This window comes from Pseudomonas sp. GW822-FHT07A10 (assembly GCF_058798795.1).
In genome coordinates this window covers 73,557-97,391 of record NZ_JBXAKV010000003.1, presented here as the reverse complement: position 1 = coordinate 97,391, position 23,835 = coordinate 73,557, and the positions used below count along the sequence as shown (strand labels likewise).

Genomic DNA, 23,835 nt, shown 5'->3' with positions numbered 1-23,835 from the left:
TGTCATACAAGCTTGAGGCTGTTTTCTGGGGATTCCAATCGATTCCGGTGCTACGATCCGGATAGCCCTGTTTTACGGATAATCACCATGCAAGAAGACATCGACGCACCCGCCCGCAAGCGCGCTCACAACCTGGCTCATGATCTGGTGGCCAAGCTGACCCAGAGCATCCTGCTCGGCCAGATGCTGCCGGGGGACAAGCTGCCGTCGGAGAACTCGATTGTCCAGGAGCATGGGGTCAGCCGTACGGTGGTGCGCGAGGCGATTTCGAAATTGCAGGCTTCAGGGCTGGTGGAAACCCGTCACGGCATCGGCACCTTTGTCATCGAGCGCGCGCCAGAGCAGGGGTTGCGGCTGAATGTCGATACCGCGCTGGGGGTGCGCAGCATTCTGGAGTTGCGCATGGGCCTGGAAACCCAGGCCGCCGCGCTGGCGGCGGTGCGTCGTACCGATCAGCAATTGGCGCAGATGCGTGAAGCGCTGGATGACTATCAGAGTTTGCTGGCCAACAATGACAGCTGCGTCGAGGCCGACAAACGTTTCCACCTGCTGATCGCCGAAGCCACCGGCAATGTATGCTTCACAGAGATCATGCAGCACTTGGGCAATGCGATGATTCCCCGCACCCGCGTCAATGCCGCCGAGCGCGGGTCAGCGGACTTGAGCAAGCTGGGGCAACTCGCCAACCTCGAACACGAGGCGATTCTCAACGCCATCAAGCGCCAGGATCCGGATGCTGCGCGGGCGGCGATGTGGTTGCACCTGACCAACAGCCGCGACCGCTTTTCGGCGGGCGGCAGCTGATTCGTCAGTGACCTGTGGGGGCGGGCTCGATGATTTTCAGCTCACACCAACATCGCGCATCAGCAATCCATAACGCAAATCCACCGCATCCGGAATCGGCAAATACACCGTGTGCCCATCCCCAGGCGCCACTTCAATCGCCTCGCCCCTGAGGTTCTGCAGTTGATGCAGGTCGAAGTGGAAGTTGCCCTTGGGCGTCATCAGTTCCATGTGATCGCCCAGGCCAAAACGATTCTTCACCCGTACCTCGGCCAGCCGGTCGCGGCGTTCGCCGGTCAACTCCCCAACGAACTGTTGGCGCTCTGAAACCGAGCTGCCGTTCTGGTAGTTCTGGTATTCGTCATGCACGTGCCGGCGCAGAAAACCTTCGGTGTAGCCGCGCTGAGCGAGGGACTCCAGATCAGTCATCAAGCTGCGATCGAACACTCGGCCAGCCACCGCATCGTCGATCGCGCGGCGATAAACCTGGGTGGTGCGCGCGCAATAGAAATGCGATTTGGTCCGGCCTTCGATCTTCAGTGAATGCACGCCCATCTGTGTCAGGCGCTCGACGTGCTGGACGGCACGCAGGTCCTTGGCGTTCATGATGTAGGTGCCGTGTTCATCCTCGAATGCCGGCATCAGTTCGCCGGGGCGATTGGCCTCTTGCAACAGGAACACCTGATCGGTCGGCGTACCGAGGCCCAGGGTAGGTTCGGGTGAGTAGTGCTGGACGATGTCACCGAGCAGATTTTCGCTGGCCGCTGTCGCCGAGTATTTCCAGCGGCAGGCATTGGTGCAGCTGCCCTGATTGGCGTCACGCTTGTTCATGTAGCCCGACAACAGGCAGCGCCCGGAATAGGCCATGCACAACGCGCCGTGTACGAACACTTCCAGCTCCATCGCCGGGACGTGCTGGCGGATTTCGGCGATTTCTTCCAGCGACAGTTCGCGGGACAGGATGATCCGGCTCAAGCCCTGTTGCTGCCAGAACTCGACGCTGGCCCAGTTCACCGTGTTGGCTTGCACCGACAGGTGGATCGGCATCTGCGGGAAGTGCCGGCGCACCAGCATGATCAGGCCAGGATCGGACATGATCAGCGCGTCCGGCGCCATGCCGATCACCGGTTCCAGATCCTTGAGGAACGTTTTCAGCTTGGCGTTGTGCGGGGCGATGTTCACCACCACATAAAAGCGCTTGCCCTGAGCCTGGGCCTCGCTGATGCCGAGCGCGAGGTTGGCGTGATCGAATTCGTTGTTACGCACCCGCAGGCTGTAGCGCGGTTGGCCGGCGTATACCGCATCGGCGCCGTAGGCGAAGGCATAACGCATGTTTTTCAGGGTACCGGCAGGGGCGAGCAGTTCCGGGGGGATGAGAGGCATGGCGCAAGTCATGGCAGTGTCGATCGCAAAAGCCGGCAAGGGTAAGCGACCTGCATGAGGGGTTTATTGATCTGGATCTATGCTTGACCAACAAACAGATGGCACTCGCGACAACCATGGCGGACTAAACATAAGGACGCGAATTTTCGCCTCTGCGCATTGGCATGGACCGGACATGAACGAAACGAAGCTCCAGAACACTTCGCTGATGGTCTTGCTGGCTGTGGTGACCGTTGCCTTCGTCTGGATTCTGCTGCCGTTCTACGGTGCGGTGTTCTGGGCGGCCATCCTCGGCATTCTTTTTGCGCCCTTGCAGCATCAGTTGCAGCTGAGATTCGGTTGGTCACGCAACCTGACCGCCCTGTGCACCTTGAGTCTATGTGTGCTGATTGCGATCCTGCCGGTAATCATCATCAGTACCTTGCTGGTTCAGGAGGGCGCGGCGCTTTATGGTCGAATCGAAAGCGGCGAACTGGACATTGCCGGGCATGTGTCGCAGTTCAAGCACAGCCTGCCGCTGTACTTTCAGCACTTGCTCGATCGTTTCGGCATGGGTGAGCTGAGCGGGCTTCGCGAGAAAATCATCAAGAGCATGATGCAAGGCAGTCAGTTTCTGGCGTCTCAGGCGTTCAGTTTTGGCCAGGGGACGTTCGATTTCGTGGTGGGTTTTTTCATCATGCTGTATCTGCTGTTTTTCTTTCTGCGGGACGGGTCTGAACTGGCGCGCAAAGTGCGCGCGGCAATACCGCTGGAAGATAACCAGAAGCGTCGCTTGCAACTCAAATTCAATCGGGTGGTGCGGGCCACGGTGAAGGGCAGTTTGCTGGTGTCGATCACGCAAGGGGCGTTGGGCGGGTTGATTTTCTGGTTTCTGGATATCCCGAGCGTGCTGCTCTGGGCGGTGTTGATGGCATTCCTGTCGCTGTTGCCGGCGGTGGGGGCGGGCATCGTCTGGGTGCCGGTGGCGGCGTATTTCCTGCTCAGCGGTGCGATCTGGCAGGGCACGGTGCTCGCGTTGTTCGGGGTGTTCGTGATCGGGTTGGTGGACAACGTGCTGCGGCCGATCCTGGTGGGCAAGGACACCAAAATGCCTGACTACCTGATTCTCATCTCGACCCTGGGCGGCCTGGCGATTTTCGGTCTGAACGGTTTTGTCATCGGCCCGTTGATTGCTGCATTGTTTATGTCGAGCTGGGCGATTTTCGTCGATACCAAACAGCGAGTTCAGCTGCCTTAAGCGCTGAGCTGGCCTGAGCCGATACGTTGCGACAGGGCTTGGGCGTCGGGAAGCGAAGTGAGCGGACCGCTGATCGGTTCGCCGTCCTGTACGAGATACCAGCAGGCAAGCAACCCCAGCGCTCTGAGCGGTGCGGGAACGGCGCTGCCGATAACGGACATAATCTGAACCTGAGCCATAAGTACCTCCATCAATCTATGGGGTTACCTTACGGATCGGACGCTTGAGTGGAAAATCAACGCTTTCGATAGTCGTCATTGATGCCAGTGAGTGTTGGCGATCAATCCACGACTTGATCGAGCATATGCACGACTTCCTGCTCATTGAGCAGGCCTTTACGCACCAGGTTTTCCGCCAGCAGAGAGAGAAACTTGGCGCTGCGGTGGCCTTCCAGGTGCTTGAGCTCGGTCAGTGCGTTGTACACCTTGCTGGATGTGCACAAGCCGACAATGCGGTGCGGGTTTTGTGTGGGCATGAAGTCGTCCTTGTTTTTATCGACCTGTTGTTTATGGACAGATCAAGCTTGCGGGCCTGTCATGACATAAATATGACCGACTTTACCTGCCGGTACTGTCCCGATAGCGACCTTGACGAGATTTATTCAGACTCCGCTCGCCTTGCGGCCACAAAAAAGGCCCCGCTGTTGAGGCGGGGCCTGATGAGTCAGTTACCAGCGATCGTCACGGTAATAACCGTGGGGATGGCCATAGTAGCCGCGCGGTGGGCCATAGTAGCCGCGTGGTGGACCGTAATAAATCGGTGCCGGGCGGTAGTACATCGGTTGTTGGACGTAGACCGGCGCCGGTTGGTAGTAAACGGGCGGTGGCTGTACGTAAACCGGCTGAGGCTGAACGTAAACCGGTTGCTCTACATACACCGGCCGGTCGCGGCCGATAATTGCCGAGCCGATGATTGCCGAGCCGACGATCGCACCAAACACAGCCGGACCTTCCCAGCCACGACCACCTGCTTCTGCCTGCCCTGCGATAGCGAGAGCACCAATCAGCAAGGCTACTGTGGGGATTTTACGGATCATGATGAGTCCTCGGTTCTTCGACCCGGCGCTTGCGTCTGCAATAGACACAAGTTGTCGCGGGGATACTTCTAAGACAGCAATTTTTTGAAAATCAGCACAGCCGTTGGGTAAATTTTGTGTAAGGTCTGTACCGGTTTCTTTACGGTGCTGTCTGGTACAGACATACCCTTATGATCGACCACAATCAGGTGGAATTGTTAATTCCGTCCATCTGAAAGTGCTACTGAAGGAGATTCGGATGCAGATGAACCCCAACAAAGACACCCAGTTGTGCATGTCACTCTCGGGGCGCCCCGGCAATTTCGGCCTGCGGTTTCACAATCATCTGTACGAACAACTGGGGCTGAATTTTTACTACAAAGCCTTCAGCAGCCAGGACCTGACGGGGGCTGTCAGCGGTATTCGTGCGTTGGGCATTCGTGGTTGCGGCGTGTCGATGCCGTTCAAGGAGGCCTGCATCGCGCTGGTCGATGAGCTGGATGCATCGGCCGAGGCTATTCAATCGATCAACACTATCGTCAACTCCAACGGCCACCTCAAGGCCTACAACACTGATTACATCGCCGTCGCCCAGTTACTCGAAACCCACCAGGTGCCCAAGGATTCGACCTTTGCCCTGCGCGGCAGCGGCGGCATGGCCAAGGCCGTGGCCAGTGCCTTGCGCGATGGCGGCTACAAAAACGGCTTGATCGTGGCCCGTAACGAACGCGCCGGGCGTGCCCTGGCCGAATCGCTGGGTTACCAATGGCAGGCGGAACTGGGTGCCCAACGCCCGCAGATGCTGATCAACGTCACGCCGATCGGCATGACCGGTGGCCCGGAAGCCGATCAACTGGCGTTTCCCCCTGAAGCCATCGCTGCTGCTGAAACTGTCTTCGATGTAGTGGCAATCCCCTCGGAAACACCGTTGATTGTGCGTGCTCGTGCTGAAGGCAAACGAGTCATCACCGGGCTCGAAGTGATTGCGATCCAGGCGCTGGAACAGTTTGTGCTGTACACCGGCGTACGGCCGACCGATGAACAGTTTCAAAAGGCCGTGGCGTTTGCCCGGAGCTGATCATCCCCAAATGTGTTGGCTGTACTGGTCCCTTCGCGGGCAAGCCACGCTCCTACAGGTTCTGCGCTGACCTTGTGGGAGCGTGGCTTGCCCGCGATTGCCGTGACTCGGTCTCCAGCCATTGCCGCGAATATCCCGGCCTATACTGCTCGCCAGCAAGCGAAGACTTGCTCTCCAGTCACCGTGACCGAGGTTCCCATGCATCCCGCCATTCTCAACCTGAATCAGGTCGAACTTGTACCGCTGCCCGAAGGTTTTGCCCCCACCGGTGAAGCCGCCGGCCGCTATCAACAACGCCAGGCCCGCATTGGCCAGCAACTGGGCGCGCAAAAGCTGGGTTATCGGTTGTATGCCCTGGAGCCAGGCATGCGCGGCAGTCCGTTTCATAGCCATCGGGTCAACGAAGAGATGTTCTACATCGTGGCCGGGGAAGGGGAGGTTCGCCTTGGCACCGAACGCTTTCCGATCCGCGCCCGGGGACGTGATCGCCTGCCCGGCGGGAGGGCCTGAAACCGCGCATCAGATCATCAACAACAGCCAGGGCGAGTTGCGCTACCTGGCGGTCAGCAGCCAACAATCACCGGACATTTGCGAATACCCGGACTCCGGCAAATACGTGGTGATGGACGATTTCAAGGTCGATGCCAAGGGCAATGCGTCGGGCTTCGTCGCCGTCGCTAGGCAGGCTGATGGCGTGGATTATTGGGACGGGGAGTAGTCATTCAACGTTGAGCACATTCCTGTAGCGGCTGCCGAGCTTGCGAGGCTGCGTTCGGCGGCGCAGCCGTCGTAAACCCTGCATACACGTTTTTCCTGAAACACCGATTCGTCTGAATTCACGACGGCTCCGTCCGAATGCGGCCCACACCGAACGCAGCCTCGCAAGCTCGGCAGCTGCTACAGGGCCTTATTCGAGGCGCGCCAGGCGTTCTTCCAGTGCCGCGATCCGCGCTTCGAGCTCTTCGATTCGCTCAACCGACACACCGCCACCGGTGCCACGTTCCACCGGGTTCTGTCGGGCCGCGAGGATCGCTTCGATATCCGCCGGATCACCCAGCGCATGCATGTAACGATCTTCGCGCTGGCCGGCCTGGCGCGGAATCAACAGCGCCAGGCCTCGGGCGATCAAGCGCTCCAGTTGATGCACCACCTGTTCGGCATCTTCGAAGTCATGCATGCGGCCGCTGCGGGTCAGCAGTTCGTTGACCGTCTGCGGACCGCGCAGGAACAACAGCCCCGTCAGAATCACCTGGGCCGGCACCAGTTCCAGCGCCTTGTCGACCCGATGTTCCCAACGATCGGCACGGCTGCCCATCACCAGCCGGGTGAAGCCGCGACCTTCCAGGGCGCGCAGGCTCTGGCCGACCTGGCCCTGGCTGAGGTTCATCACCGGTTCGCGGCTGGTTTTCTGGTTGCAGGCAATCACCAGGGCATTGAGGGTCAGCGGATAGGTTTCCGGGCTGGTGGCCTGTTTTTCGATCAACGAGCCCAAAATGCGGATTTCCGTGCTGTTGAGCCGCGGTTCGTCGAAGGTCGTCTCTTGTTCAGTGCTCATCGCGCTTTTCCCTAGGCAGTCGAGCCGCCTAGCCTAATCCTTGCTGGATAAAAGACAAGTCGCAGGGCGCGCCGGCATGGCTATAATCGCTCCACGTTTTTTACTCCTGTCACCACACGAGACTGCCATGACTATTTCCCTGTACGCCGCATCCGTTCCGGTTTTCCAGCAAATGCTCAACGCCCTGAGCAACAACCTGAGCAAGGCCGAAGCCCACGCTACCGCGAAAAACATCGACCCGAACGCATTCCTGCAGGCCCGTCTGTACCCGGACATGTTCCCGCTGGTGCGTCAGGTGCAGATCGCCGTTGATTTCGCCAAAGGCGTTTCGGCGCGTCTGGCTGAAATCGAACTGCCGAAATACGACGATACCGAAACCACCTTCGCCGAACTGCAAGCGTTGATCGCCAAGGTTCTGGCCTTCATCGGCGAGATCAAACCCGAGCAAATCAACGGCAAGGAAGGCATCGAAATCGTGACCCGTCCTGGCACCCCTAAAGAGAAGCGCTTCACTGGCCAGGCTTACCTGCTGAGCTACGGTCTGCCGCAGTTCTTCTTCCACGTCACCACCGCCTACGCGCTGCTGCGTCACAACGGTGTGGAAGTGGGCAAGCGCGATTACATGGGCGCGTTCTAAACCACCCAGGTACAAAAAAGCCCGCCAAGGTGTAAGCCTTGGCGGGCTTTTTCGTTTTTGTCGGTGCGTTCTACGCCAAACGCTGCGCCTTCAACTCTTCACCCTGGCAAGCCGCCGCGGTGAACAGCACGTCGGTGGAGGAGTTCAGCGCGGTTTCCGCCGAGTCCTGCAACACACCGATGATGAAGCCGACCGCCACCACCTGCATGGCGATTTCGCTCGGGATGCCGAACAGGCTGCACGCCAGCGGAATCAGCAACAACGAACCGCCCGCCACGCCCGAGGCGCCACAGGCACAAATTGCCGCGACGACGCTGAGCAGAATGGCCGTCGGAATATCCACGGCGATGCCCAGGGTGTGCACGGCGGCCAGGGTCAGTACAGTGATGGTGATCGCCGCGCCGGCCATGTTGATGGTCGCGCCGAGCGGGATCGATACCGAATAGGTGTCTTCGTGCAGGCCCAGGCGTTTGCTCAACTCCAGGTTGACCGGAATGTTCGCCGCCGAGCTACGGGTGAAGAAGGCGGTGATGCCGCTCTCGCGCAGGCAGGTGAGTACCAGCGGATACGGGTTGCGGCGCAGTTTCCAGAACACGATGACCGGGTTCATCACCAACGCAACGAATAGCATGCAGCCCAGCAGTACCGCCAGCAGGTGCATATAGCCGATCAATGCGCCGAAACCGGAAGTGGCGAGGGTCGAAGCCACCAGACCGAAGATACCCAGCGGCGCAAAGCGAATCACCAGGCGCACGATCACGGTCACGCCATTGGACAGGTCGTCCAGCACTTCGCGCGTCGTCTCGCCAGCATGGCGGATCGCAATGCCCATGCCGATCGCCCACGCCAGAATGCCGATGAAGTTGGCGTTCATCAGTGCGCTGACCGGGTTGTCGACCACGCTCAGCAACAGACTTTGCAGCACTTCGCTGATGCCGCCCGGCGCGGTGACCGCAACGTCCTGGGTCGACAGCACCAGGCTCGACGGAAACAGCGTACTGGCGATCACTGCAACCACGGCTGCGGCGAAGGTGCCCAGCAGATACAGAAACAGGATCGGCCGGATATGGGTTTCCTGGCCGTGCTTATGGTTGGCAATCGAGGCCATGACCAGCACGAACACCAGGATCGGCGCGACAGCCTTGAGCGCCGACACGAATACTTTGCCAATGAAGGCGGCGGACTTCGCCACCTCAGGCGCGAACAGGGCCAGGGCAATCCCGGCGATCAGGCCGATGATGATTTGCGTGACCAGGCTGCTGCGTTTCAGACGTTGCAAAAGAGAAGGGGATGAAGCGGTCATAACGGTATCTCTGATTTTATTAGGGTGCAGGGTTCCTTGGCTCATGCAGCAAAAAGCCGGGCAGGCTACATGGAGGGAACCGAAGGAGTCGCCACATCAATGCCAATCAATGGCCGATGAGCAAGGTGTCAATCTCGCGGGTCGCGGACTTTAGCACAGCGTAGCCGCGATCCTTCAGACCTGTGACGATCTGCCACTCGATTGTTCAACGCGATTTGCAGGTTCGTGCAACTTCGTTTGGAAACACTCTGTTAAGCTTCGCCATCCTCATTTTCTAGTTCTGCCAGTGGGCCTCCGGGCTGTCGCTGGTGTCGTCGTTTTCCTGGAGTTCTGCATGCTGTTGCCCATTCTTCTGTTGTCCGCCGCCGGTTTCACGGTGCTGACCACGGAATTCATCATCGTCGGCCTGTTGCCGGCAATCGCCCGTGACCTGGACGTCAGCATCCCTCAAGCAGGTTTGCTGGTGACCCTGTTCGCGTTCACCGTGGCCGCGTTCGGACCGTTCCTGACGGCGTATTTCGCAAGGTTTGAACGGCGCAAACTGTTCATCAGCGTGTTGATCATGTTCGGCCTGGCCAACACGCTGGCGGCATTTGCGCCGAACATATGGGTGATGGCCATTGCCCGGTTGATTCCGGCGCTGGGGTTGCCGGTGTTCTGGGCGTTGGCCAGTGAAACCGCGGTAGACATCGTCGGGCCGGACTACGCCGGGCGGGCGATTGCCAAGATTGGTTTCGGCATCGTCTGCGCAACGGTGTTCGGCATTCCGGTGGGCACGCTGATTTCCGACGCATTCGGCTGGCGCAGTGCCTTTGGCATTCTGGCGGTGATCGCGTTTGCCAAGGCGCTGCTGCTGTTTATCTATTTGCCGAAAACCAGCCTGCACCAGCATCAGGTGAGCTTCCGTTCGCAGTTCAAGATCCTGCGCAGCCCGCTGATGCTGGGTCATGTTCTGCTGTCGATCCTGGTGTTCAGCGGCATGTTCACCGCCTACACCTACCTGGCCGACATTCTTGAACGCCTCGCCGGTTTCAACGGCACCGTGGTCGGCTGGTGCCTGATGGGCTTCGGCGCGGTCGGGCTGATCGGCAACTCGCTGGGCGGTCGCGCGGTGGATCGTCACCCGCTGATCGCTTCTGTGACGTTTTGCGCGTTCATGATTGCCGGCATGGTGACGCTGGTGCCGAACATTCACTCGCCACTGGGGCTGGCGGCGGCGATGGGGATTTGGGGTGTGACCCAGGCGGCGTTATTCCTGGTCAGTCATGTGCGGTTGATGAAGGCTGCGCCTGAAGCGCCGGCCTTTGCTGCGTCGCTGAACATTGCCGGGGCCAACCTCGGGATCGGCCTGGGCGCCATGGTAGGCGGCCGGGTGATCGACAGTGTGGGCCTGGGCGGACTGGGTTTCGCCGCAGCCGGTTTTATCCTGGTTTCGATTCTCCTGGCCATGGCGCTGATGACCTTCAAGCCTCGCGAAATCTGCGCCTGAGGCTTCACATCTCGGTGAACAGCTCGCGTCGGGCACCTTCGGTAATGGCGACAATGCCGGGGTGCTTGACCTTGCGTTCCACCGAAATGGCGTAGAACGACTCGCGCACCGCGTCGGTCTGGCCGATCAACTCCACGCCGCATTGGCGTTTCACCTCGTCGGCAATCACGCTCGGGCCGATGAATATCCCGCTACCGGATTGGCCGAAAGCCTGCATCAAAGCGCTGTCGTCGAACTCGCCGACGATTCGCGGCTGGATCTGCTGTTCGGCAAACCAGCGTTGCAAGCGACTGCGCACCACGGTTTCCGGCCCGGGAATCAACAACGGGGCGCCGTGCAGGCTGCGGGGGAAATCCTGGCCGTATCGCGCCGTCAGTTCAGCGGTGGCAAAGAAGCTGATACCGCATTCGCCGAGCTTCTGGCTGTAGCCCTTGATGTCCAGATGCGAGGGCATCGGGCTGTCGGAAATCACCAGGTCGAGGCGTTGAATCGCCAGGTCGGCGAGCAATCGTTCCAGTTTGTCTTCGCGGCAGGTGATGCGTAGCGGTTCGCTCAACTCCATGGTCGGCGCGATCAGGCGATAGACGATGGATTTGGGCACCACGTCGGCGACGCCCACCCGAAACAGAATCTGTTGCTCATTGGGCTGCGCCCGCAGCATCAGTTCCAGCTCGCCCCCGAGTTGAAACATCTGCTCGGCGTAGGGAAGGGTCTGACGCCCGGCTTCGGTGAGTTCCAGTTGCCGCCCGACCCGGCGAAACAATTCGATGCCATAGGTTTGTTCGAGCAGGGAAATCTGCCCGCTGATGGTCTGTGGCGTCAGGTTCAACTGCTCGCAGGCGCGCACGATGCTGCCGGTCTTGGCCACCACCCAGAAATAATGCAGCTGTCGATAATTCAGCATTCATGCTCCCCGTAGCGTGTGTTTTGCTATGGATTCGTAAAAACCGAAGTATAACCGCTGAAAATACGAATTTTCCTGAAGTGTTTGCCTCTTTAGACTGCCTCGCTATCGACGGATCGCCTTTTGGGTTCTGTCTGTTCTATCGAGGAAAGCATCATGAAGCTTAAAACCACCGCGCTGCTGATCACCTCTTTACTGGTGTTGGCCGGTTGCGATCAGGCCGAGAAAAGTGCTCAGCAATTGATGGGCAAGGCCGCCGAAAGCGCCAAACAGGCGATTGACGATACCCACAAAGCAGCCGAACAAGCGTTGAGCGAAGCCACGAGTGGCCTGATCAGCAAGAAAGAACAACCGGCCAAAGAGACGGGCAAAACCGACTCTTCGTCCCAGGAAATCTAAACCGCCTACAACGAGTCAGGACTGACCCATGGAATACCTTTTAGAACTCGCTGCAAGCCCCACCGCCTGGGTCGCCCTGGCCACGTTGGTGGTGATGGAAATCGTGCTCGGCATCGATAACCTGATCTTCATCTCGATCCTCACCAATAAGCTGCCCGAACAGCATCGCCAGAAGGCGCGGCGCATTGGTATCGGCATGGCGTTGATCCTGCGCCTGGCGCTGTTGAGCACCATCGCGTTCATCGTCCAGTTGACTGAACCGGTGATCGACATTCTCGGCCACGCGTTCTCCTGGAAGGACATGATCCTGATCGCCGGCGGCCTGTTCCTGTTGTGGAAGGCGACCACCGAGATTCATCACAGCATGGACCCGTCGCCGGAAGATCCGACATCGGCCACCTCGACCGTGACACTGGGCTTTGCCGCCGCCATTGGTCAGATCCTGATGCTGGATATGGTGTTCTCCATCGACAGCATCATTACTGCTGTGGGCATGACCGAGCATTTGCCGATCATGATCATCGCGGTGGTGGTATCGGTCCTGGTGATGTTGCTGGCTGCTGACCCGCTGGCCAAGTTCATCAACGACAACCCGACGGTGGTGATGCTGGCGCTGGGCTTCTTGATCATGATCGGCATGACGCTGATCGCCGAAGGTTTCGGCGCCCACGTACCGAAAGGCTATGTCTATGCGGCCATGGCGTTCTCGGCGACGATCGAAGGCTTGAACATGCTGTCGCGGCGGGCCAAACAGAGGCGCGTAGCCGCAGAAGCTTAATCGCCGATAAACGAAACGGCCGCCTGAACTCGCAAGAGTCCAGGCGGCCGTTTTTGTTTGTGCGACTGAAAGGCGCCAGTCAGTGCGCGGTGGCGGGGCGTGTAGCCGGTTTATCGGATTTGGCCACGGGCGCCGATTGAACCGGGTGGTGATGGTGCCGACGGGTAATGCGCAAAACGCCCCACAACATGGCGGCAGCCACTGCCAGCCAGCCGGAAATCAACATCACAATGGTCATTGTCAGGCTCATCAGTGCCTCCTCTTTGCCCTGCAGCGGGCGCACGCTCTTCCTTGGTAAAGGACAGTCTAGCCGTTGCTGTGTTTCAGGCTATTGACCAAAGGTCGCCTGTCATCAACCCGTTCGCTCTATCAAATGCAAACAACTGCGGGTTTAAGGCTATACCGTTGTCGCGCGGCATCCTATGATCGACGGCCAAGCCGGCTGCGTGAGCGCCTGGCGTCTGAACAAGAGAGTGATGATGGTGCGGGTATTTTCTCGAATTCGATCTTTGGCACTGATCGTTGGCTGCGTTGCCGGCCTGGCTGGCTGTGCGGGGAGCGTAGCGCCTGAGATCAAGCGTCTGCCGGAGCGTGTCGAACTCAGCGGTACGTTCTACCGCGGGCAAAGTTATCAAAGCGGGCCTCAAGTCCTGGCCAGCCTGTTGTCCCAGCAAGGCATCGTGATGACTCCGGGGCTGCTCGAAAAGCCCCTGAATTTACCGGGTGCCGAAGACCGGTTGCAGCAGAACATGCAAAACCTCGCCCGCGAATATGGAATGGTGGTCTATCCCCTCGACAGCCAATTGCCGGCGCTGCTGACCCAGGTCGCGGCCGGTTATCCGGTGATGGTGCGCATCACCGAAGGCTCGGCGTTCTGGGCCGGGCCGCGATACGCCATTCTTGCCGGTTACAACCGTCAGAAGCAGACCGTGTTGCTGCGCACCGGGATGGATCGTCGGTTGCTGATGGGGTTCGGCGCCTTTGAGTCGGCGCTCGAGAATGCCGGCGGTTGGGCCGTTTTGATTCAGAAGCCGGACCAGATTCCGGCCAACGTCGATCAACAGCGCTGGCTGAAAGCGGCGAATGATCTTGCCCAGTCGGGTCAGGAGCAGGCGGCAGCCAGGGCGAAGAAGGCGCTGACCGCGCAGTAGGTTCCGCTCGTCATCTGCAGGGCACGACTCAGTGATTTTGGTCTCTTATATAAAGAGCCCGGATTCTCGCCGGGTCGTGACCAGGAGGCGCCCATGGCTCATCCCAATACCCCCGACGGCCCGCACTCGTCCGAGCATTCGTCCGATAATGAGTTGGGGTTCGACCCCGACTCTCCGGACGTTGCTGATCCTCAGGTCGACCCCATCGGACCTGCCAGGGCACCCAAAGATATAAAACCGGGTGAAGAGGGCAAGAAGACACCGGCAAAGCCTTACGACCCGCTCGGTAATCTGAAACCCAAGTCTTAGTCAGAGGTGTATATGTCTACCGATTCGAGCTTCGACGACAAACATTCGGACCCTCCCGAAAACGTTCCAACAACCCCCGAGGCGGACCTGGACCCGGTGATGGATCCGGACAGCCCGTTAAGGGATCCCTTGGCCAGGCCGATGGTGGTGCCGACGAAGCATCCGCAGGGCTGGCGAGACCCGAGTGCAGGGGATGGCATCCCGGATGACGATCAGATGCCGTTGCCCAATGACTGACCGCTGGACAAAAAAAGCCCCGAATATTCGGGGCTTTTCATTGACGGATGTTTCGACCTTATTTTGAGGCTTCAATCACACCGCTCTGGCGATGCTTGAGGTTCTTGTCTGACTTGTATTGCAGCGCGACGGACGGCACGTTGGTGCTCTTGCCGGTTTCGACCCAGCTACGAATCCGGGTCGCATCGGCAAAGTGCGTGTACTTGCCGAAGGCATCGAGAATCACCAGCGCAACCGGACGGTTGCCCATGCTGGTCACCAGTACCAGGCAGTGACCGGCCTCGTTGGTAAAACCGGTTTTCGTCAGCTTGATGTCCCAGTTCGGCTTGTTGATCAAATGGTCGGTGTTGTGGAACCCCAGGCTGTAGTTGGGTTTACGGAAACTGACGGTTTTTTCCTTGGTAGTGCTCAGCTCGGTCAGCAGCGGGTACTTGTGCGCGGCGATCAGCAGTTTGCTCAGGTCGCGGGCGGTGGACACGTTGCGCGGGGAGAGGCCCGTCGGTTCGACGAAGTGGGTGCTGGTCATGCCCAGCGCCTTGGCTTTGGCATTCATGGCGGCAATGAACGCGACATAACCGCCCGGATAGTGATGCGCCAGCGTCGCAGCGGCACGGTTTTCCGATGACATCAGGGCAATCAGCAGCATCTCGCGGCGCGTCAATTCGCTTTTGAGTTTGACCCGGGAGAACACGCCTTTCATTTCCGGGGTGTCGCTGATGTTGACGGGAATGTATTCGTCCATGTTCTGTCGCGCTTCCACGACCACCAGGCCGGTCATCAGTTTGCTGACGGAGGCGATGGGTACGACGACATCAGGGTTGCTGGCATAAATGACTTTGTTGGTTTGCAGATCCATCAGCAAAGCGCTGCCGGACGCGATCTTCAGTTGTGAATTGTCTCGTGGTGCCGCGGTGGTTTCAGCGGCGTTGACCGTTGGCGTGATGAAAGTCCCTGTAACTGCAAAAACTAGGCTCAGGATGGAAAGACGGATTTTCACGCTGGCAGACTCATAAAGGGTGGATATGCCGTTCTGTAACGGGCTGTTTCTTAAAAACGACGCATTTTAGGAGTATGTGCCAGGAAAGCCATAGGCGCCTGTAAGACAGGGGGTAAAAGTGAAGAATATTTAATGCTGTAACCCTTTCTTTACTATTTGGCTTTGCAGTTGTCCGACCTCTGTGATCGAGCTGTTTGCTACGGGCAAAAAGAACCCCGCGATGGGCGGGGTTCTTTTGGGTGCAGCAGGGTGAGAGTGAACTCAGCTGTGCAGTGTTTCTGCGGCGTACAACGTGTTTTCCAGCAGGCAGGCGCGGGTCATCGGGCCGACGCCGCCCGGTACCGGAGTGATCCAGCCGGCGCGGGCCAGGGCGGATTCGTAAGTCACGTCGCCGACCAGTTTGCCGTCTTCCTGACGGTTGATGCCGACGTCGATCACGATCGCGCCTTCCTTGATCCACTCACCTTTGACCAGGCCCGGCTTGCCGGCGGCAACCACTACCAGGTCGGCGCGACCGACCTGGCTGGCCAGATCCTTGGTGAAGCGGTGGGTGACAGTCACGGTGCAACCGGCCAGTAGCAGTTCCATCGCCATCGGACGACCAACAATGTTGGAAGCCCCGACAATGACCGCGTCCATCCCGTAAAGATTGACACCGGTGCTTTCCAGTAGCGTCATGATGCCTTTGGGCGTGCACGGGCGCAGCAGCGGAATGCGCTGGGCCAGGCGACCGACGTTATAAGGGTGGAAACCGTCGACGTCCTTGTCGGGACGAATGCGCTCCAGCAATTTGGAGGCGTCCAGGTGTTCAGGTAGAGGCAGCTGAAGCAGAACGCCGTCGATTGCCGGGTCGTCGTTCAGGCGATCGATCAGATCGGTCAGCGCTTCTTGAGTGGTGTCGGCAGGCAGGTCATAGGCTTGGGATAGGAAGCCGACCTCTTCACAGTCTTTACGCTTGTGCGAGACATAAACCTGAGAGGCAGGATCGCTGCCGACCAGGATCACCGCGAGGCCGGGCGTGCGCAGGCCTTGCTGGCGACGCTCGGCAACTCGTTTGGCGATCTGCTGGCGCAGGCTGGCGGCGATCGATTTGCCGTCGATTAGTTGTGCAGTCATTGCGCGTGATTAACCATCGAGAGGGGAAAAAAAGAGAGCGCATTCTCGCATGTCACGAGGTGAGGGCAAAGGCGCTTGGTCTGCAAATTCCCCTAACTCCTTTAATTAAATGAATTTTTTTCAAAAAGGATTTGACGACCTTCAGGGGGCTCTATACTATTCGTCGCACTTGTCGGGCACAGCCTAGCACTGGTTAAGAAGGTCGAGCGGAGTTACGGTTTCGCAAGACTGAAAAGCACTTAGTTTGTAGTCCTTCAAGGGTACAGATTAACAAGGCGCCCGTAGCTCAGCTGGATAGAGCATCCGCCTTCTAAGCGGATGGTCGCAGGTTCGAGTCCTGCCGGGTGCGCCATTAGGCAGCATTGGCACAAGTAGCGCGATATGGTGGGCGTAGCTCAGTTGGTAGAGCACGGGATTGTGACTCCCGTTGTCGTGGGTTCGATCCCCATCGTCCACCCCATATTTCGAAAGGCGCCAGATTAATAGTCTGGCGCCTTTGCTTTAACAGCTTCAACCCGCGGATGTGGTGGAATTGGTAGACACACTGGATTTAGGTTCCAGCGCCGCGAGGCGTAAGAGTTCGAGTCTCTTCATCCGCACCAAATAAAGCTTCACTCATGCCGCTTGGCATGATTGAGGTTCAACAAAGAAGTTGTTTGGCTTCTTTGTCACGCAATATGGTGGGCGTAGCTCAGTTGGTAGAGCACGGGATTGTGACTCCCGTTGTCGTGGGTTCGATCCCCATCGTCCACCCCATATTCCGAAAGGCGCCAGATTTAACAGTCTGGCGCCTTTTTTGTTTCAGTGGTTTGAGTGTCGGCGGCTGCAGGTTGTGGGTCGCAGGGGCAGGTCGCTTCGTCGTATTTATGTTTCTCGATGATGCCTGATTTGCCCGCCGATCCCCTCGCGGGGTTGGCTGTCAGGGACGGATTGCCGATTCCTTCTATATATAGGAAGGTGGGTGCAGAGCCCTGGCTTGATTGGCTGTATTTGCTAACAGGGCGAGGCACAACCGTTTGTCCCCGCCTATAAATTGCCTGCTGTTTTTTTACCCGTTTTCAGTAGGGTGACTTCTTGAGTTTGACCCACTAGAATGCATGCCCTTGGTGCGACACGCGTGGCGTGTCTCCTAAACTTCGAGGTGTAGAGTCATCTTGAAGGGTTTTCGAAAGAGAACCGAGAGCTTGGGTGCCCAATCCCAAGAAACAAAACCCTCCCAGAAGTCCAATGCCTTCAAGGACTTGCCGCAGCGGCGGTGGCAAACCCAAGGTCGATTAGCGCTCGGTGGCTCGACCACAGTACTGGATTTCCGGTATTGGAGTGCCTACTACATATCAGCCCTATTCAGGGCTAAACCCATGCGGGAGAGAATCCCCGCTGGGGTTCCCTCCTGCTTTTGAAACAGGAGGTAACAATTCTTTGAGCATGCTGCCTCGGCAGTCCCTGTTCACATCAAACCGGAGACATGAGCGAAAGCTCTGTCTGTCATTGTCCAACCATTGCCTGTTTGGAGTGGCAGCGGACTCGTTGTGCGACCAACGATAGCCTAGGAAGACATGCGTCACCGGTAACGGTGGGGTGTGAAGCTCTTCCAACAATGTAGCCCCCTGTATGGGTGTGTCTTCGCCGTGAGGCGGAGCGCAGATGCTCGGAGCAGTACCGGGTTGAGGCGCTAGGCTGGCTGGTATGGGTAACACAAGTGAACTGCTAATAAACGTCGTCAGCATTACGGTGCCTAATCTGCTGATAGGCATTAACCAAAAAGGTGATGCGACCGGTTGTTCTGGTCAAGGGTCGGAACACGTCGTCACAAAAGGTCGCCGGCGAATAGGCAGACTCTAACCCAGTCGTGTGACAGGCAGGGAACGTGGTAAGCCCGTATAGCTGCCTTCGGGCAGGTGAGCCGCAAGGTGATCCGTTGGCTGTGCGGGTATGGGATCGCAGAGAAAGCGAAAGCCGGGCTGTAATGGCCCGGATAGGGGCTGGAACATTGCTCCACGGGAAACCGGGCAGACTTCTGCGTGGTCTTTCGTCGCATGAACTCTGAGTGAACCTGTCTCAATAAACCTAGAGATCCAGTTGTAACGGATCTTCTATTAATCCAACCCTGGCGGGAGCGTCCATTCCCGTCAGGGGATGTGTGCGTCTTTCGCTTGGGGCAACTTGAGAGGAAGGCAGCATGTTAGAACATAGCCAATTGGCCGTGTCTGCGCCTTCCGGCGCTCCGCAACAATGGCATGACATCGATTGGTGGCGTGTTCAGCGGAATGTCCGGGCGATGCAGATACGGATTGCGAAGGCTTGTCGGGAAGGCAACTGGCGCAGGGTGAAAGCCTTGCAGCGGATGCTGACCCGCTCACGCTCGGCCAGATACTTGGCCGTACGGCGAGTCACTGAAAACCAGGGTAAGCGCACGGCGGGAGTCGACCGCGTGCTCTGGGATACACCCGATGCCAAATGGAAGGCGGCAAATGGGTTGAAGCGCCACGGTTATAAGCCACGGCCTTTACGACGTGTGTTTATTCCGAAGTCAAATGGAAAGGAGCGCCCTCTGGGCATTCCGACCATGACGGACAGGGCAATGCAGGCGTTGTATTTGCTTGCTCTGGCACCCATTGCAGAAACCACCGGCGATCCAAACAGCTACGGCTTTAGGATCGAGCGATCTACGGCGGATGCAATGGGGCAGTTGTTCGTATGCCTATCCAAGAAGGTTTCGGCCCAATGGGTTTTGGAGGCGGACATCAAAGGCTGCTTTGACCATATCAATCATGATTGGCTTATCACCAACGTCCCAACGGATAAGGTGATTCTCCGAAAATGGTTGAAAGCTGGCGTGATTCATAAAGGCCAGCTACAGGCAACGGATGCCGGTACGCCACAGGGCGGGATTGTCTCGCCCAGCTTGGCGAATCTGGTGCTGGATGGGCTGGAGTCACAACTTAAGCAACATCTGGGTGTGACCAAGGCCAAGAAGCTGAAAATCAATGTGGTGCGTTACGCGGATGACTTTGTGATAACCGGAACCTCGCGAGAGGTGCTGGAAACTGAAGTCAGACCTTGGGTAGAGCAGTTCCTAGCAGTGCGGGGGCTGCAGTTGTCACTCGAGAAGACGCGTGTCGTCCATATAAAGGAAGGCTTTGACTTTCTAGGTTGGAATTTCCGCAAGTACGATGGGAAGCTTCTGATCAAGCCAAGCAAGAAAAACGTGAAAGCGTTCTATAGCAAGGTAAGGGAGGTCATCAGTACCAGCAAAACGGTAAGGCAGGAGGATCTGATCCGACAGCTGAATCCGATACTGCGTGGCTGGGCGTTCTATCACCAGCCTGTGGTAGCCAAGAAAGCGTATAGCCGCATGGATTACATGATCTTTCTGGCTCTATGGCGTTGGGCAAAACGGCGACACCCTAAGAAAACACTCCAGTGGATCGGAGCAAAATACTTTAAACCCATGAAGGGGCGGAAAGGGGTGTTTGCTACCGCGACGATGAATGACAAGGGAGAGATGCGAACGATCGAGTTGTACTCGCTAGCGAGCACTCCGATCGAACGACACAAGAAGGTGAGTGGGGAGTACAACCCCTTCGATCCTTCTATGGAGGAAATGGGTGAGAAAAGGCGTATGGAACAGATGCTCAAAAGGCTGGCGTACCGTAAGCAAATTTTGAGCCTTTTCCAGAGTCAGAAAGGATTGTGTCCAATGTGTAAGTTACCGATTACGAAGGAGACGGGGTGGCATGATCACCACATTCTGTACCGCACAAAAGGCGGTGGAGACTCCCTAAATAACCGGGTACTATTGCACCCCCTTTGTCACCAGCGGCTACACGCTCGCGGATTGACAGTGAACAAACCGGCTCCCCTTACCGGGGGTTTTGATTAGGCCCGAGCCGTATGCGGGGAAACTCGCACGTACGGTTCTTAGGGGGAGGTGGGCCAGTAATGGCCCATCTCTACCCGACATTCTGGGGTCGGAAACGGCCGGCTAACGTCTGTGCAACGAGGAATATCCATGCAAGTTTCTGTTGAAAATACTTCTGCTCTTGAGCGCCGCATGAGCATCACCGTGCCGGCTGAGCGCATCGAGACTCAGGTCAACAAGCGTCTGCAGCAGACTGCCCAAAAGGCCAAGATCGCTGGCTTCCGTCCAGGCAAAGTGCCAATGAGCGTGATCCGTCAGCGTTTCGGGGCTGATGCGCGTCAAGAAGCTGTGGGCGACGTGATCCAGTCTTCCTTCTACGAAGCTGTCGTCGAGCAGAAGCTGAACCCGGCTGGTTCGCCTTCGATCGAACCTAAAACCCTGGAAGCGGGCAAGGACCTGGAATACGTAGCTGTATTCGAAGTGTTCCCTGAGTTCACCGTTGCCGGTTTCGAAGGCATCACCGTCGAGCGCCTGAGCGCCGAAGTGGCTGACGCCGATCTGGACAAGATGCTGGAAGTCCTGCGCAAGCAGAACACCCGTTTTGAAGTAGCCGATCGCGCTGCCCAGAACGAAGACCAGCTGAACATCGATTTCGTCGGCAAGGTCGACGGTGAAGTGTTCGCAGGCGGTTCTGCCAAGGGTACTCAGCTGGTGCTGGGTTCCGGCCGCATGATCCCTGGTTTCGAAGACGGTCTGGTTGGCGCTAAAGCCGGCGAAGAGCGCGTTCTGAACCTGACCTTCCCAGAGGACTACCAGAACCTCGACCTGGCAGGCAAAACTGCTGAGTTCACCGTGACCGTGAACACCGTTTCCGAGCCTAAACTGCCAGAGCTGACCGAAGAGTTCTTCGCTCAATTCGGCATCAAGGAAACCGGTCTGGAAGGCTTCCGCACCGAAGTTCGCAAGAACATGGAGCGCGAACTGCGTCAGGCGATCAAATCCAAGGTCAAGAATCAGGTGATGGACGGTCTGTTGGCCACCAACCCGATCGAAGTGCCTAAGGCTCTGCTGTCCAACGAAGTCGACCGTCTGCGCGTGCAGGCTGTTCAGCAGTTCGGTGGCAACATCAAGCCTGACCAACTGCCGGCCGAGCTGTTCGAAGAGCAAGCCAAGCGCCGCGTCGTGCTGGGTCTGATCGTGGCTGAAGTGGTCAAGCAATTCGACCTCAAGCCTGACGAAGCCCGCGTTCGCGAGATGATTCAGGAAATGGCTTCGGCCTACCAAGAGCCTGAGCAGGTTGTGTCCTGGTACTACAAGAACGACCAGCAACTGAACGAAGTCCGTTCGGTTGTGCTGGAAGAGCAAGTTGTGGATACTGTTCTGCAGAAAGCTAGCGTGACCGACAAATCGGTCTCTTACGAAGAAGCGGTCAAGCCGGTAGAAGCTCCACAAGCCGACTGATTGGTTTTGCGGTAAGAAGTACACACCATAAGCCAGCCTTCGTGCTGGCTTATGCGTATTCAAGACATAACTATTTGGGAGTGACTGCGAGACATGTCCCGCAATTCTTATTATCAGAGCTCTGACATCCAGGCCGCAGGCGGTCTGGTCCCGATGGTTATCGAGCAGTCTGCCCGTGGCGAACGTGCCTATGACATCTACTCGCGCCTGTTGAAGGAGCGAGTGATCTTCCTGGTAGGTCCGGTAGAAGACTACATGGCCAACCTGGTTGCGGCGCAACTGCTGTTCCTTGAAGCGGAAAACCCGGACAAGGACATCCATCTTTACATCAACTCACCAGGCGGTTCGGTGACTGCGGGCATGTCGATCTACGACACCATGCAGTTCATCAAGCCAGACGTTTCCACCACCTGCATCGGTCAGGCCTGCAGCATGGGTGCCTTCCTGCTTGCCGGTGGTGCTGCCGGCAAGCGTTTCTGCCTGCCGAACTCGCGCATGATGATTCACCAGCCGTTGGGCGGCTTCCAGGGTCAGGCGTCGGACATCGACATCCATGCCAAGGAAATCCTCCACATTCGTTCGCGTTTGAACCAGCTGTTGGCTCATCACACCGGTCAGAGCCTCGAAACCATCGAGCGCGATACCGAGCGCGACAACTTCATGAGCGCTGAGCGTGCGGCTGAATATGGCCTGATCGACTCTGTGATCGACAAGCGTAAAATGCCCGCCTAAGCAGCCCAAATGTAGGTGGTCGGGGTAACTGACCGCCTGCGGGCTTGAAAAAGCCTGCAATTGCCTTCATCTTGTGTTGCAAGCCTATCGGATTTGGATCGATCGAATGACTGACACCCGCAACGGCGAGGACAACGGCAAACTGCTCTATTGCTCCTTCTGTGGCAAAAGCCAGCATGAAGTGCGCAAATTGATTGCCGGCCCCTCGGTCTTTATCTGCGACGAGTGCGTCGACCTGTGCAATGACATCATCCGTGAGGAGGTGCAGGAAGCCCAGGCCGAAAGCAGCGCGCATAAATTGCCTTCGCCTAAAGAAATCAGCGGCATCCTTGATCAGTACGTGATTGGTCAGGAACGTGCGAAAAAGGTTCTGGCCGTAGCGGTGTACAACCACTACAAGCGTCTGAACCAGCGCGACAAAAAGAATGACGACGTCGAACTCGGCAAAAGCAACATCTTGCTGATCGGCCCGACAGGCTCGGGTAAAACCCTGCTTGCCGAAACTCTGGCCCGCTTGCTGAACGTTCCGTTCACCATCGCCGACGCAACCACCCTCACCGAGGCGGGTTATGTGGGTGAAGATGTCGAGAACATCATTCAGAAGCTGCTGCAGAAGTGCGATTACGACGTAGAAAAGGCCCAGATGGGCATTGTCTACATCGATGAGATCGACAAGATCTCGCGCAAGTCTGACAACCCGTCGATCACCCGGGACGTTTCCGGTGAAGGCGTGCAGCAGGCCCTGCTCAAGTTGATCGAAGGCACGGTCGCTTCCGTTCCGCCTCAAGGTGGTCGCAAGCATCCGCAGCAGGAATTCCTTCAGGTCGACACCCGTAACATCCTGTTCATCTGCGGTGGTGCGTTCTCCGGTCTGGAAAAGGTTATTCAAAACCGTTCCACCCGTGGCGGCATCGGTTTCAACGCAGAAGTGCGCAGCAAGGAAGAAGGCAAGAAAGTCGGTGAATCCCTGCGTGAAGTCGAGCCTGACGATCTGGTCAAGTTCGGTCTGATCCCGGAATTCGTCGGTCGTCTGCCGGTACTTGCCACGCTGGACGAGCTTGATGAGGCTGCGCTGATGCAGATTCTCACCGAGCCAAAAAATGCTCTGACCAAGCAGTATGCCAAGCTGTTCGAGATGGAAGGCGTGGACCTGGAATTCCGGGCCGACGCGCTGAAATCGGTCGCCAAACGTGCCCTGGAACGCAAAACCGGTGCCCGTGGCCTGCGCTCGATTCTCGAAGGTGTATTGCTCGACACTATGTATGAAATCCCCTCGCAGTCCGAGGTGAGTAAAGTAGTGATCGACGAAAGCGTTATAGAAGGCAAGTCCAAGCCTCTGTATCTCTATGAGAACAGTGAGCCGACTGCCAAGGCAGCGCCAGACGCCTAAGCGTCACACTGCTGGAATA

Annotated in this window: 24 protein-coding genes, 4 tRNA genes and 1 pseudogene; 19 read left to right on the top strand and 10 right to left on the bottom strand. The window is 57.6% G+C overall.

Annotated elements, in window-relative coordinates; all coding sequences use genetic code 11:
• Positions 1-87: 87 nt before the first annotated feature.
• Positions 88-804 carry a FadR/GntR family transcriptional regulator gene (locus AC1RL4_RS06935; protein ID WP_007940425.1) on the top strand — a complete coding sequence of 239 codons (717 nt, stop codon included), beginning with the start codon at positions 88-90 and terminating at the stop codon, positions 802-804.
• 36 nt (positions 805-840) lie between these two features.
• Here the strand turns inward: AC1RL4_RS06935 and trhP are convergent, their stop codons facing one another.
• Positions 841-2,166: a prephenate-dependent tRNA uridine(34) hydroxylase TrhP gene (trhP, locus tag AC1RL4_RS06930; RefSeq protein ID WP_230175226.1), complete on the bottom strand. Its 1,326-nt coding sequence runs from the start codon at positions 2,164-2,166 to the stop codon at positions 841-843.
• A gap of 175 nt (positions 2,167-2,341) precedes the next feature.
• Here trhP and AC1RL4_RS06925 point away from each other — a divergent pair, with 175 nt between their 5' ends.
• Positions 2,342-3,403 carry an AI-2E family transporter gene (locus AC1RL4_RS06925; protein WP_019579996.1) on the top strand — a complete coding sequence of 354 codons (1,062 nt, stop codon included), beginning with the start codon at positions 2,342-2,344 and terminating at the stop codon, positions 3,401-3,403.
• Here the strand turns inward: AC1RL4_RS06925 and AC1RL4_RS06920 are convergent.
• From AC1RL4_RS06920 to AC1RL4_RS06910, 3 genes are all read right to left on the bottom strand, one after another.
• Entirely contained in the window at positions 3,400-3,582 is a 183-nt protein-coding gene (locus tag AC1RL4_RS06920; RefSeq protein WP_007940423.1) for a hypothetical protein, read from the bottom strand. The two genes, AC1RL4_RS06925 and AC1RL4_RS06920, sit on opposite strands and share 4 nt — an antisense overlap.
• Before the next feature lie 101 nt (positions 3,583-3,683).
• On the bottom strand, positions 3,684-3,878 hold the full coding sequence (locus AC1RL4_RS06915) for a hypothetical protein (RefSeq protein ID WP_018925407.1): 195 nt from the start codon (positions 3,876-3,878) through the stop codon (positions 3,684-3,686).
• A gap of 192 nt (positions 3,879-4,070) precedes the next feature.
• Positions 4,071-4,439, bottom strand: coding sequence for a hypothetical protein (locus tag AC1RL4_RS06910; RefSeq protein ID WP_019579997.1), 369 nt, complete (start codon positions 4,437-4,439; stop codon positions 4,071-4,073).
• Between the two features lie 238 nt (positions 4,440-4,677).
• Between AC1RL4_RS06910 and AC1RL4_RS06905 the strand changes: the two genes are divergently transcribed.
• Both AC1RL4_RS06905 and AC1RL4_RS06900 read left to right on the top strand, forming a co-directional pair.
• Positions 4,678-5,496: a shikimate 5-dehydrogenase gene (locus tag AC1RL4_RS06905; protein WP_028941211.1), complete on the top strand. Its 819-nt coding sequence runs from the start codon at positions 4,678-4,680 to the stop codon at positions 5,494-5,496.
• 198 nt (positions 5,497-5,694) lie between these two features.
• A pseudogene (locus tag AC1RL4_RS06900) lies at positions 5,695-6,214 on the top strand (cupin domain-containing protein).
• 189 nt (positions 6,215-6,403) lie between these two features.
• Here AC1RL4_RS06900 and AC1RL4_RS06895 read toward each other — a convergent pair.
• Positions 6,404-7,051 carry a YceH family protein gene (locus AC1RL4_RS06895; protein ID WP_018925410.1) on the bottom strand — a complete coding sequence of 216 codons (648 nt, stop codon included), beginning with the start codon at positions 7,049-7,051 and terminating at the stop codon, positions 6,404-6,406.
• Positions 7,052-7,178: 127 nt separating this feature from the next.
• On the opposite strand from AC1RL4_RS06895, the gene AC1RL4_RS06890 reads away from it, so the two are divergent.
• Entirely contained in the window at positions 7,179-7,688 is a 510-nt protein-coding gene (locus AC1RL4_RS06890; protein ID WP_019579999.1) for a DUF1993 domain-containing protein, read from the top strand.
• 70 nt (positions 7,689-7,758) lie between these two features.
• Here the strand turns inward: AC1RL4_RS06890 and sstT are convergent, their stop codons facing one another.
• The gene (gene sstT / locus AC1RL4_RS06885; protein WP_230175227.1) at positions 7,759-8,991 is read right to left on the bottom strand and encodes a serine/threonine transporter SstT; all 1,233 of its coding nucleotides are present in this window, start codon (positions 8,989-8,991) and stop codon (positions 7,759-7,761) included.
• 334 nt (positions 8,992-9,325) lie between these two features.
• On the opposite strand from sstT, the gene AC1RL4_RS06880 reads away from it, so the two are divergent.
• Positions 9,326-10,480: an MFS transporter gene (locus AC1RL4_RS06880; RefSeq protein WP_028941214.1), complete on the top strand. Its 1,155-nt coding sequence runs from the start codon at positions 9,326-9,328 to the stop codon at positions 10,478-10,480.
• A 4-nt stretch (positions 10,481-10,484) separates the two neighbouring features.
• Here the strand turns inward: AC1RL4_RS06880 and nhaR are convergent, their stop codons facing one another.
• Positions 10,485-11,384: a transcriptional activator NhaR gene (nhaR, locus tag AC1RL4_RS06875; protein WP_018925414.1), complete on the bottom strand. Its 900-nt coding sequence runs from the start codon at positions 11,382-11,384 to the stop codon at positions 10,485-10,487.
• A 156-nt stretch (positions 11,385-11,540) separates the two neighbouring features.
• Here nhaR and AC1RL4_RS06870 point away from each other — a divergent pair, with 156 nt between their 5' ends.
• Both AC1RL4_RS06870 and AC1RL4_RS06865 read left to right on the top strand, forming a co-directional pair.
• Positions 11,541-11,783 (top strand): hypothetical protein, encoded by a 243-nt coding sequence (locus AC1RL4_RS06870; RefSeq protein ID WP_007940414.1) that lies wholly within the window; start codon positions 11,541-11,543, stop codon positions 11,781-11,783.
• Positions 11,784-11,811: 28 nt separating this feature from the next.
• Positions 11,812-12,561, top strand: a complete 750-nt coding sequence (locus AC1RL4_RS06865) for a TerC family protein (RefSeq protein ID WP_018925415.1) — start codon at positions 11,812-11,814, stop codon at positions 12,559-12,561.
• A 79-nt stretch (positions 12,562-12,640) separates the two neighbouring features.
• Here AC1RL4_RS06865 and AC1RL4_RS06860 read toward each other — a convergent pair whose 3' ends face one another.
• On the bottom strand, positions 12,641-12,811 hold the full coding sequence (locus AC1RL4_RS06860) for a hypothetical protein (protein WP_169342455.1): 171 nt from the start codon (positions 12,809-12,811) through the stop codon (positions 12,641-12,643).
• 172 nt (positions 12,812-12,983) lie between these two features.
• On the opposite strand from AC1RL4_RS06860, the gene AC1RL4_RS06855 reads away from it, so the two are divergent.
• From AC1RL4_RS06855 to AC1RL4_RS06845, 3 genes are all read left to right on the top strand, one after another.
• Complete coding sequence (locus tag AC1RL4_RS06855) at positions 12,984-13,712, top strand: cysteine peptidase family C39 domain-containing protein (RefSeq protein WP_028941215.1); 729 nt, start codon at positions 12,984-12,986, stop codon at positions 13,710-13,712.
• A gap of 93 nt (positions 13,713-13,805) precedes the next feature.
• Positions 13,806-14,021: a DUF6021 family protein gene (locus AC1RL4_RS06850; RefSeq protein ID WP_230175229.1), complete on the top strand. Its 216-nt coding sequence runs from the start codon at positions 13,806-13,808 to the stop codon at positions 14,019-14,021.
• A 12-nt stretch (positions 14,022-14,033) separates the two neighbouring features.
• Positions 14,034-14,258, top strand: coding sequence for a hypothetical protein (locus tag AC1RL4_RS06845; protein ID WP_230175231.1), 225 nt, complete (start codon positions 14,034-14,036; stop codon positions 14,256-14,258).
• A 58-nt stretch (positions 14,259-14,316) separates the two neighbouring features.
• Here the strand turns inward: AC1RL4_RS06845 and pbpG are convergent, their stop codons facing one another.
• Complete coding sequence (pbpG, locus tag AC1RL4_RS06840) at positions 14,317-15,255, bottom strand: D-alanyl-D-alanine endopeptidase (RefSeq protein WP_230175233.1); 939 nt, start codon at positions 15,253-15,255, stop codon at positions 14,317-14,319.
• Positions 15,256-15,516: 261 nt separating this feature from the next.
• Complete coding sequence (gene folD, locus AC1RL4_RS06835) at positions 15,517-16,371, bottom strand: bifunctional methylenetetrahydrofolate dehydrogenase/methenyltetrahydrofolate cyclohydrolase FolD (protein ID WP_019580007.1); 855 nt, start codon at positions 16,369-16,371, stop codon at positions 15,517-15,519.
• 275 nt (positions 16,372-16,646) lie between these two features.
• On the opposite strand from folD, the gene AC1RL4_RS06830 reads away from it, so the two are divergent.
• From AC1RL4_RS06830 to clpX, 8 genes are all read left to right on the top strand, one after another.
• A tRNA-Arg gene (locus AC1RL4_RS06830) sits at positions 16,647-16,723 on the top strand.
• Positions 16,724-16,755: 32 nt separating this feature from the next.
• A tRNA-His gene (locus tag AC1RL4_RS06825) sits at positions 16,756-16,831 on the top strand.
• Between the two features lie 57 nt (positions 16,832-16,888).
• A tRNA-Leu gene (locus AC1RL4_RS06820) sits at positions 16,889-16,973 on the top strand.
• 78 nt (positions 16,974-17,051) lie between these two features.
• Positions 17,052-17,127 (top strand) — tRNA-His (locus AC1RL4_RS06815).
• 1,423 nt (positions 17,128-18,550) lie between these two features.
• Positions 18,551-20,254: a group II intron reverse transcriptase/maturase gene (ltrA, locus tag AC1RL4_RS06810; protein WP_034004593.1), complete on the top strand. Its 1,704-nt coding sequence runs from the start codon at positions 18,551-18,553 to the stop codon at positions 20,252-20,254.
• Positions 20,255-20,383: 129 nt separating this feature from the next.
• Positions 20,384-21,694 (top strand): trigger factor, encoded by a 1,311-nt coding sequence (gene tig, locus AC1RL4_RS06805; RefSeq protein WP_019580008.1) that lies wholly within the window; start codon positions 20,384-20,386, stop codon positions 21,692-21,694.
• A gap of 93 nt (positions 21,695-21,787) precedes the next feature.
• On the top strand, positions 21,788-22,426 hold the full coding sequence (clpP, locus tag AC1RL4_RS06800) for an ATP-dependent Clp endopeptidase proteolytic subunit ClpP (protein WP_018925423.1): 639 nt from the start codon (positions 21,788-21,790) through the stop codon (positions 22,424-22,426).
• A gap of 106 nt (positions 22,427-22,532) precedes the next feature.
• Positions 22,533-23,816, top strand: coding sequence for an ATP-dependent Clp protease ATP-binding subunit ClpX (gene clpX / locus AC1RL4_RS06795; protein ID WP_018925424.1), 1,284 nt, complete (start codon positions 22,533-22,535; stop codon positions 23,814-23,816).
• Positions 23,817-23,835: the final 19 nt, after the last annotated feature.

Coding starts and splice junctions, on each gene's coding strand:
- AC1RL4_RS06920 (WP_007940423.1), bottom strand. CDS start 3,582: ATGGCTCAGGTTCAGATTATGTCCGTTATCGGCAGCGCCGTTCCCGCA.
- clpX (WP_018925424.1), top strand. CDS start 22,533: ATGACTGACACCCGCAACGGCGAGGACAACGGCAAACTGCTCTATTGC.
- AC1RL4_RS06915 (WP_018925407.1), bottom strand. CDS start 3,878: ATGCCCACACAAAACCCGCACCGCATTGTCGGCTTGTGCACATCCAGC.
- sstT (WP_230175227.1), bottom strand. CDS start 8,991: ATGACCGCTTCATCCCCTTCTCTTTTGCAACGTCTGAAACGCAGCAGC.
- AC1RL4_RS06910 (WP_019579997.1), bottom strand. CDS start 4,439: ATGATCCGTAAAATCCCCACAGTAGCCTTGCTGATTGGTGCTCTCGCT.
- AC1RL4_RS06895 (WP_018925410.1), bottom strand. CDS start 7,051: ATGAGCACTGAACAAGAGACGACCTTCGACGAACCGCGGCTCAACAGC.
- AC1RL4_RS06855 (WP_028941215.1), top strand. CDS start 12,984: ATGATCGACGGCCAAGCCGGCTGCGTGAGCGCCTGGCGTCTGAACAAG.
- AC1RL4_RS06925 (WP_019579996.1), top strand. CDS start 2,342: ATGAACGAAACGAAGCTCCAGAACACTTCGCTGATGGTCTTGCTGGCT.
- tig (WP_019580008.1), top strand. CDS start 20,384: ATGCAAGTTTCTGTTGAAAATACTTCTGCTCTTGAGCGCCGCATGAGC.
- AC1RL4_RS06905 (WP_028941211.1), top strand. CDS start 4,678: ATGCAGATGAACCCCAACAAAGACACCCAGTTGTGCATGTCACTCTCG.
- AC1RL4_RS06870 (WP_007940414.1), top strand. CDS start 11,541: ATGAAGCTTAAAACCACCGCGCTGCTGATCACCTCTTTACTGGTGTTG.
- AC1RL4_RS06850 (WP_230175229.1), top strand. CDS start 13,806: ATGGCTCATCCCAATACCCCCGACGGCCCGCACTCGTCCGAGCATTCG.
- AC1RL4_RS06890 (WP_019579999.1), top strand. CDS start 7,179: ATGACTATTTCCCTGTACGCCGCATCCGTTCCGGTTTTCCAGCAAATG.
- clpP (WP_018925423.1), top strand. CDS start 21,788: ATGTCCCGCAATTCTTATTATCAGAGCTCTGACATCCAGGCCGCAGGC.
- AC1RL4_RS06860 (WP_169342455.1), bottom strand. CDS start 12,811: ATGAGCCTGACAATGACCATTGTGATGTTGATTTCCGGCTGGCTGGCA.
- AC1RL4_RS06880 (WP_028941214.1), top strand. CDS start 9,326: ATGCTGTTGCCCATTCTTCTGTTGTCCGCCGCCGGTTTCACGGTGCTG.
- ltrA (WP_034004593.1), top strand. CDS start 18,551: ATGTTAGAACATAGCCAATTGGCCGTGTCTGCGCCTTCCGGCGCTCCG.
- AC1RL4_RS06865 (WP_018925415.1), top strand. CDS start 11,812: ATGGAATACCTTTTAGAACTCGCTGCAAGCCCCACCGCCTGGGTCGCC.
- AC1RL4_RS06845 (WP_230175231.1), top strand. CDS start 14,034: ATGTCTACCGATTCGAGCTTCGACGACAAACATTCGGACCCTCCCGAA.
- folD (WP_019580007.1), bottom strand. CDS start 16,371: ATGACTGCACAACTAATCGACGGCAAATCGATCGCCGCCAGCCTGCGC.
- AC1RL4_RS06935 (WP_007940425.1), top strand. CDS start 88: ATGCAAGAAGACATCGACGCACCCGCCCGCAAGCGCGCTCACAACCTG.
- nhaR (WP_018925414.1), bottom strand. CDS start 11,384: ATGCTGAATTATCGACAGCTGCATTATTTCTGGGTGGTGGCCAAGACC.
- trhP (WP_230175226.1), bottom strand. CDS start 2,166: ATGCCTCTCATCCCCCCGGAACTGCTCGCCCCTGCCGGTACCCTGAAA.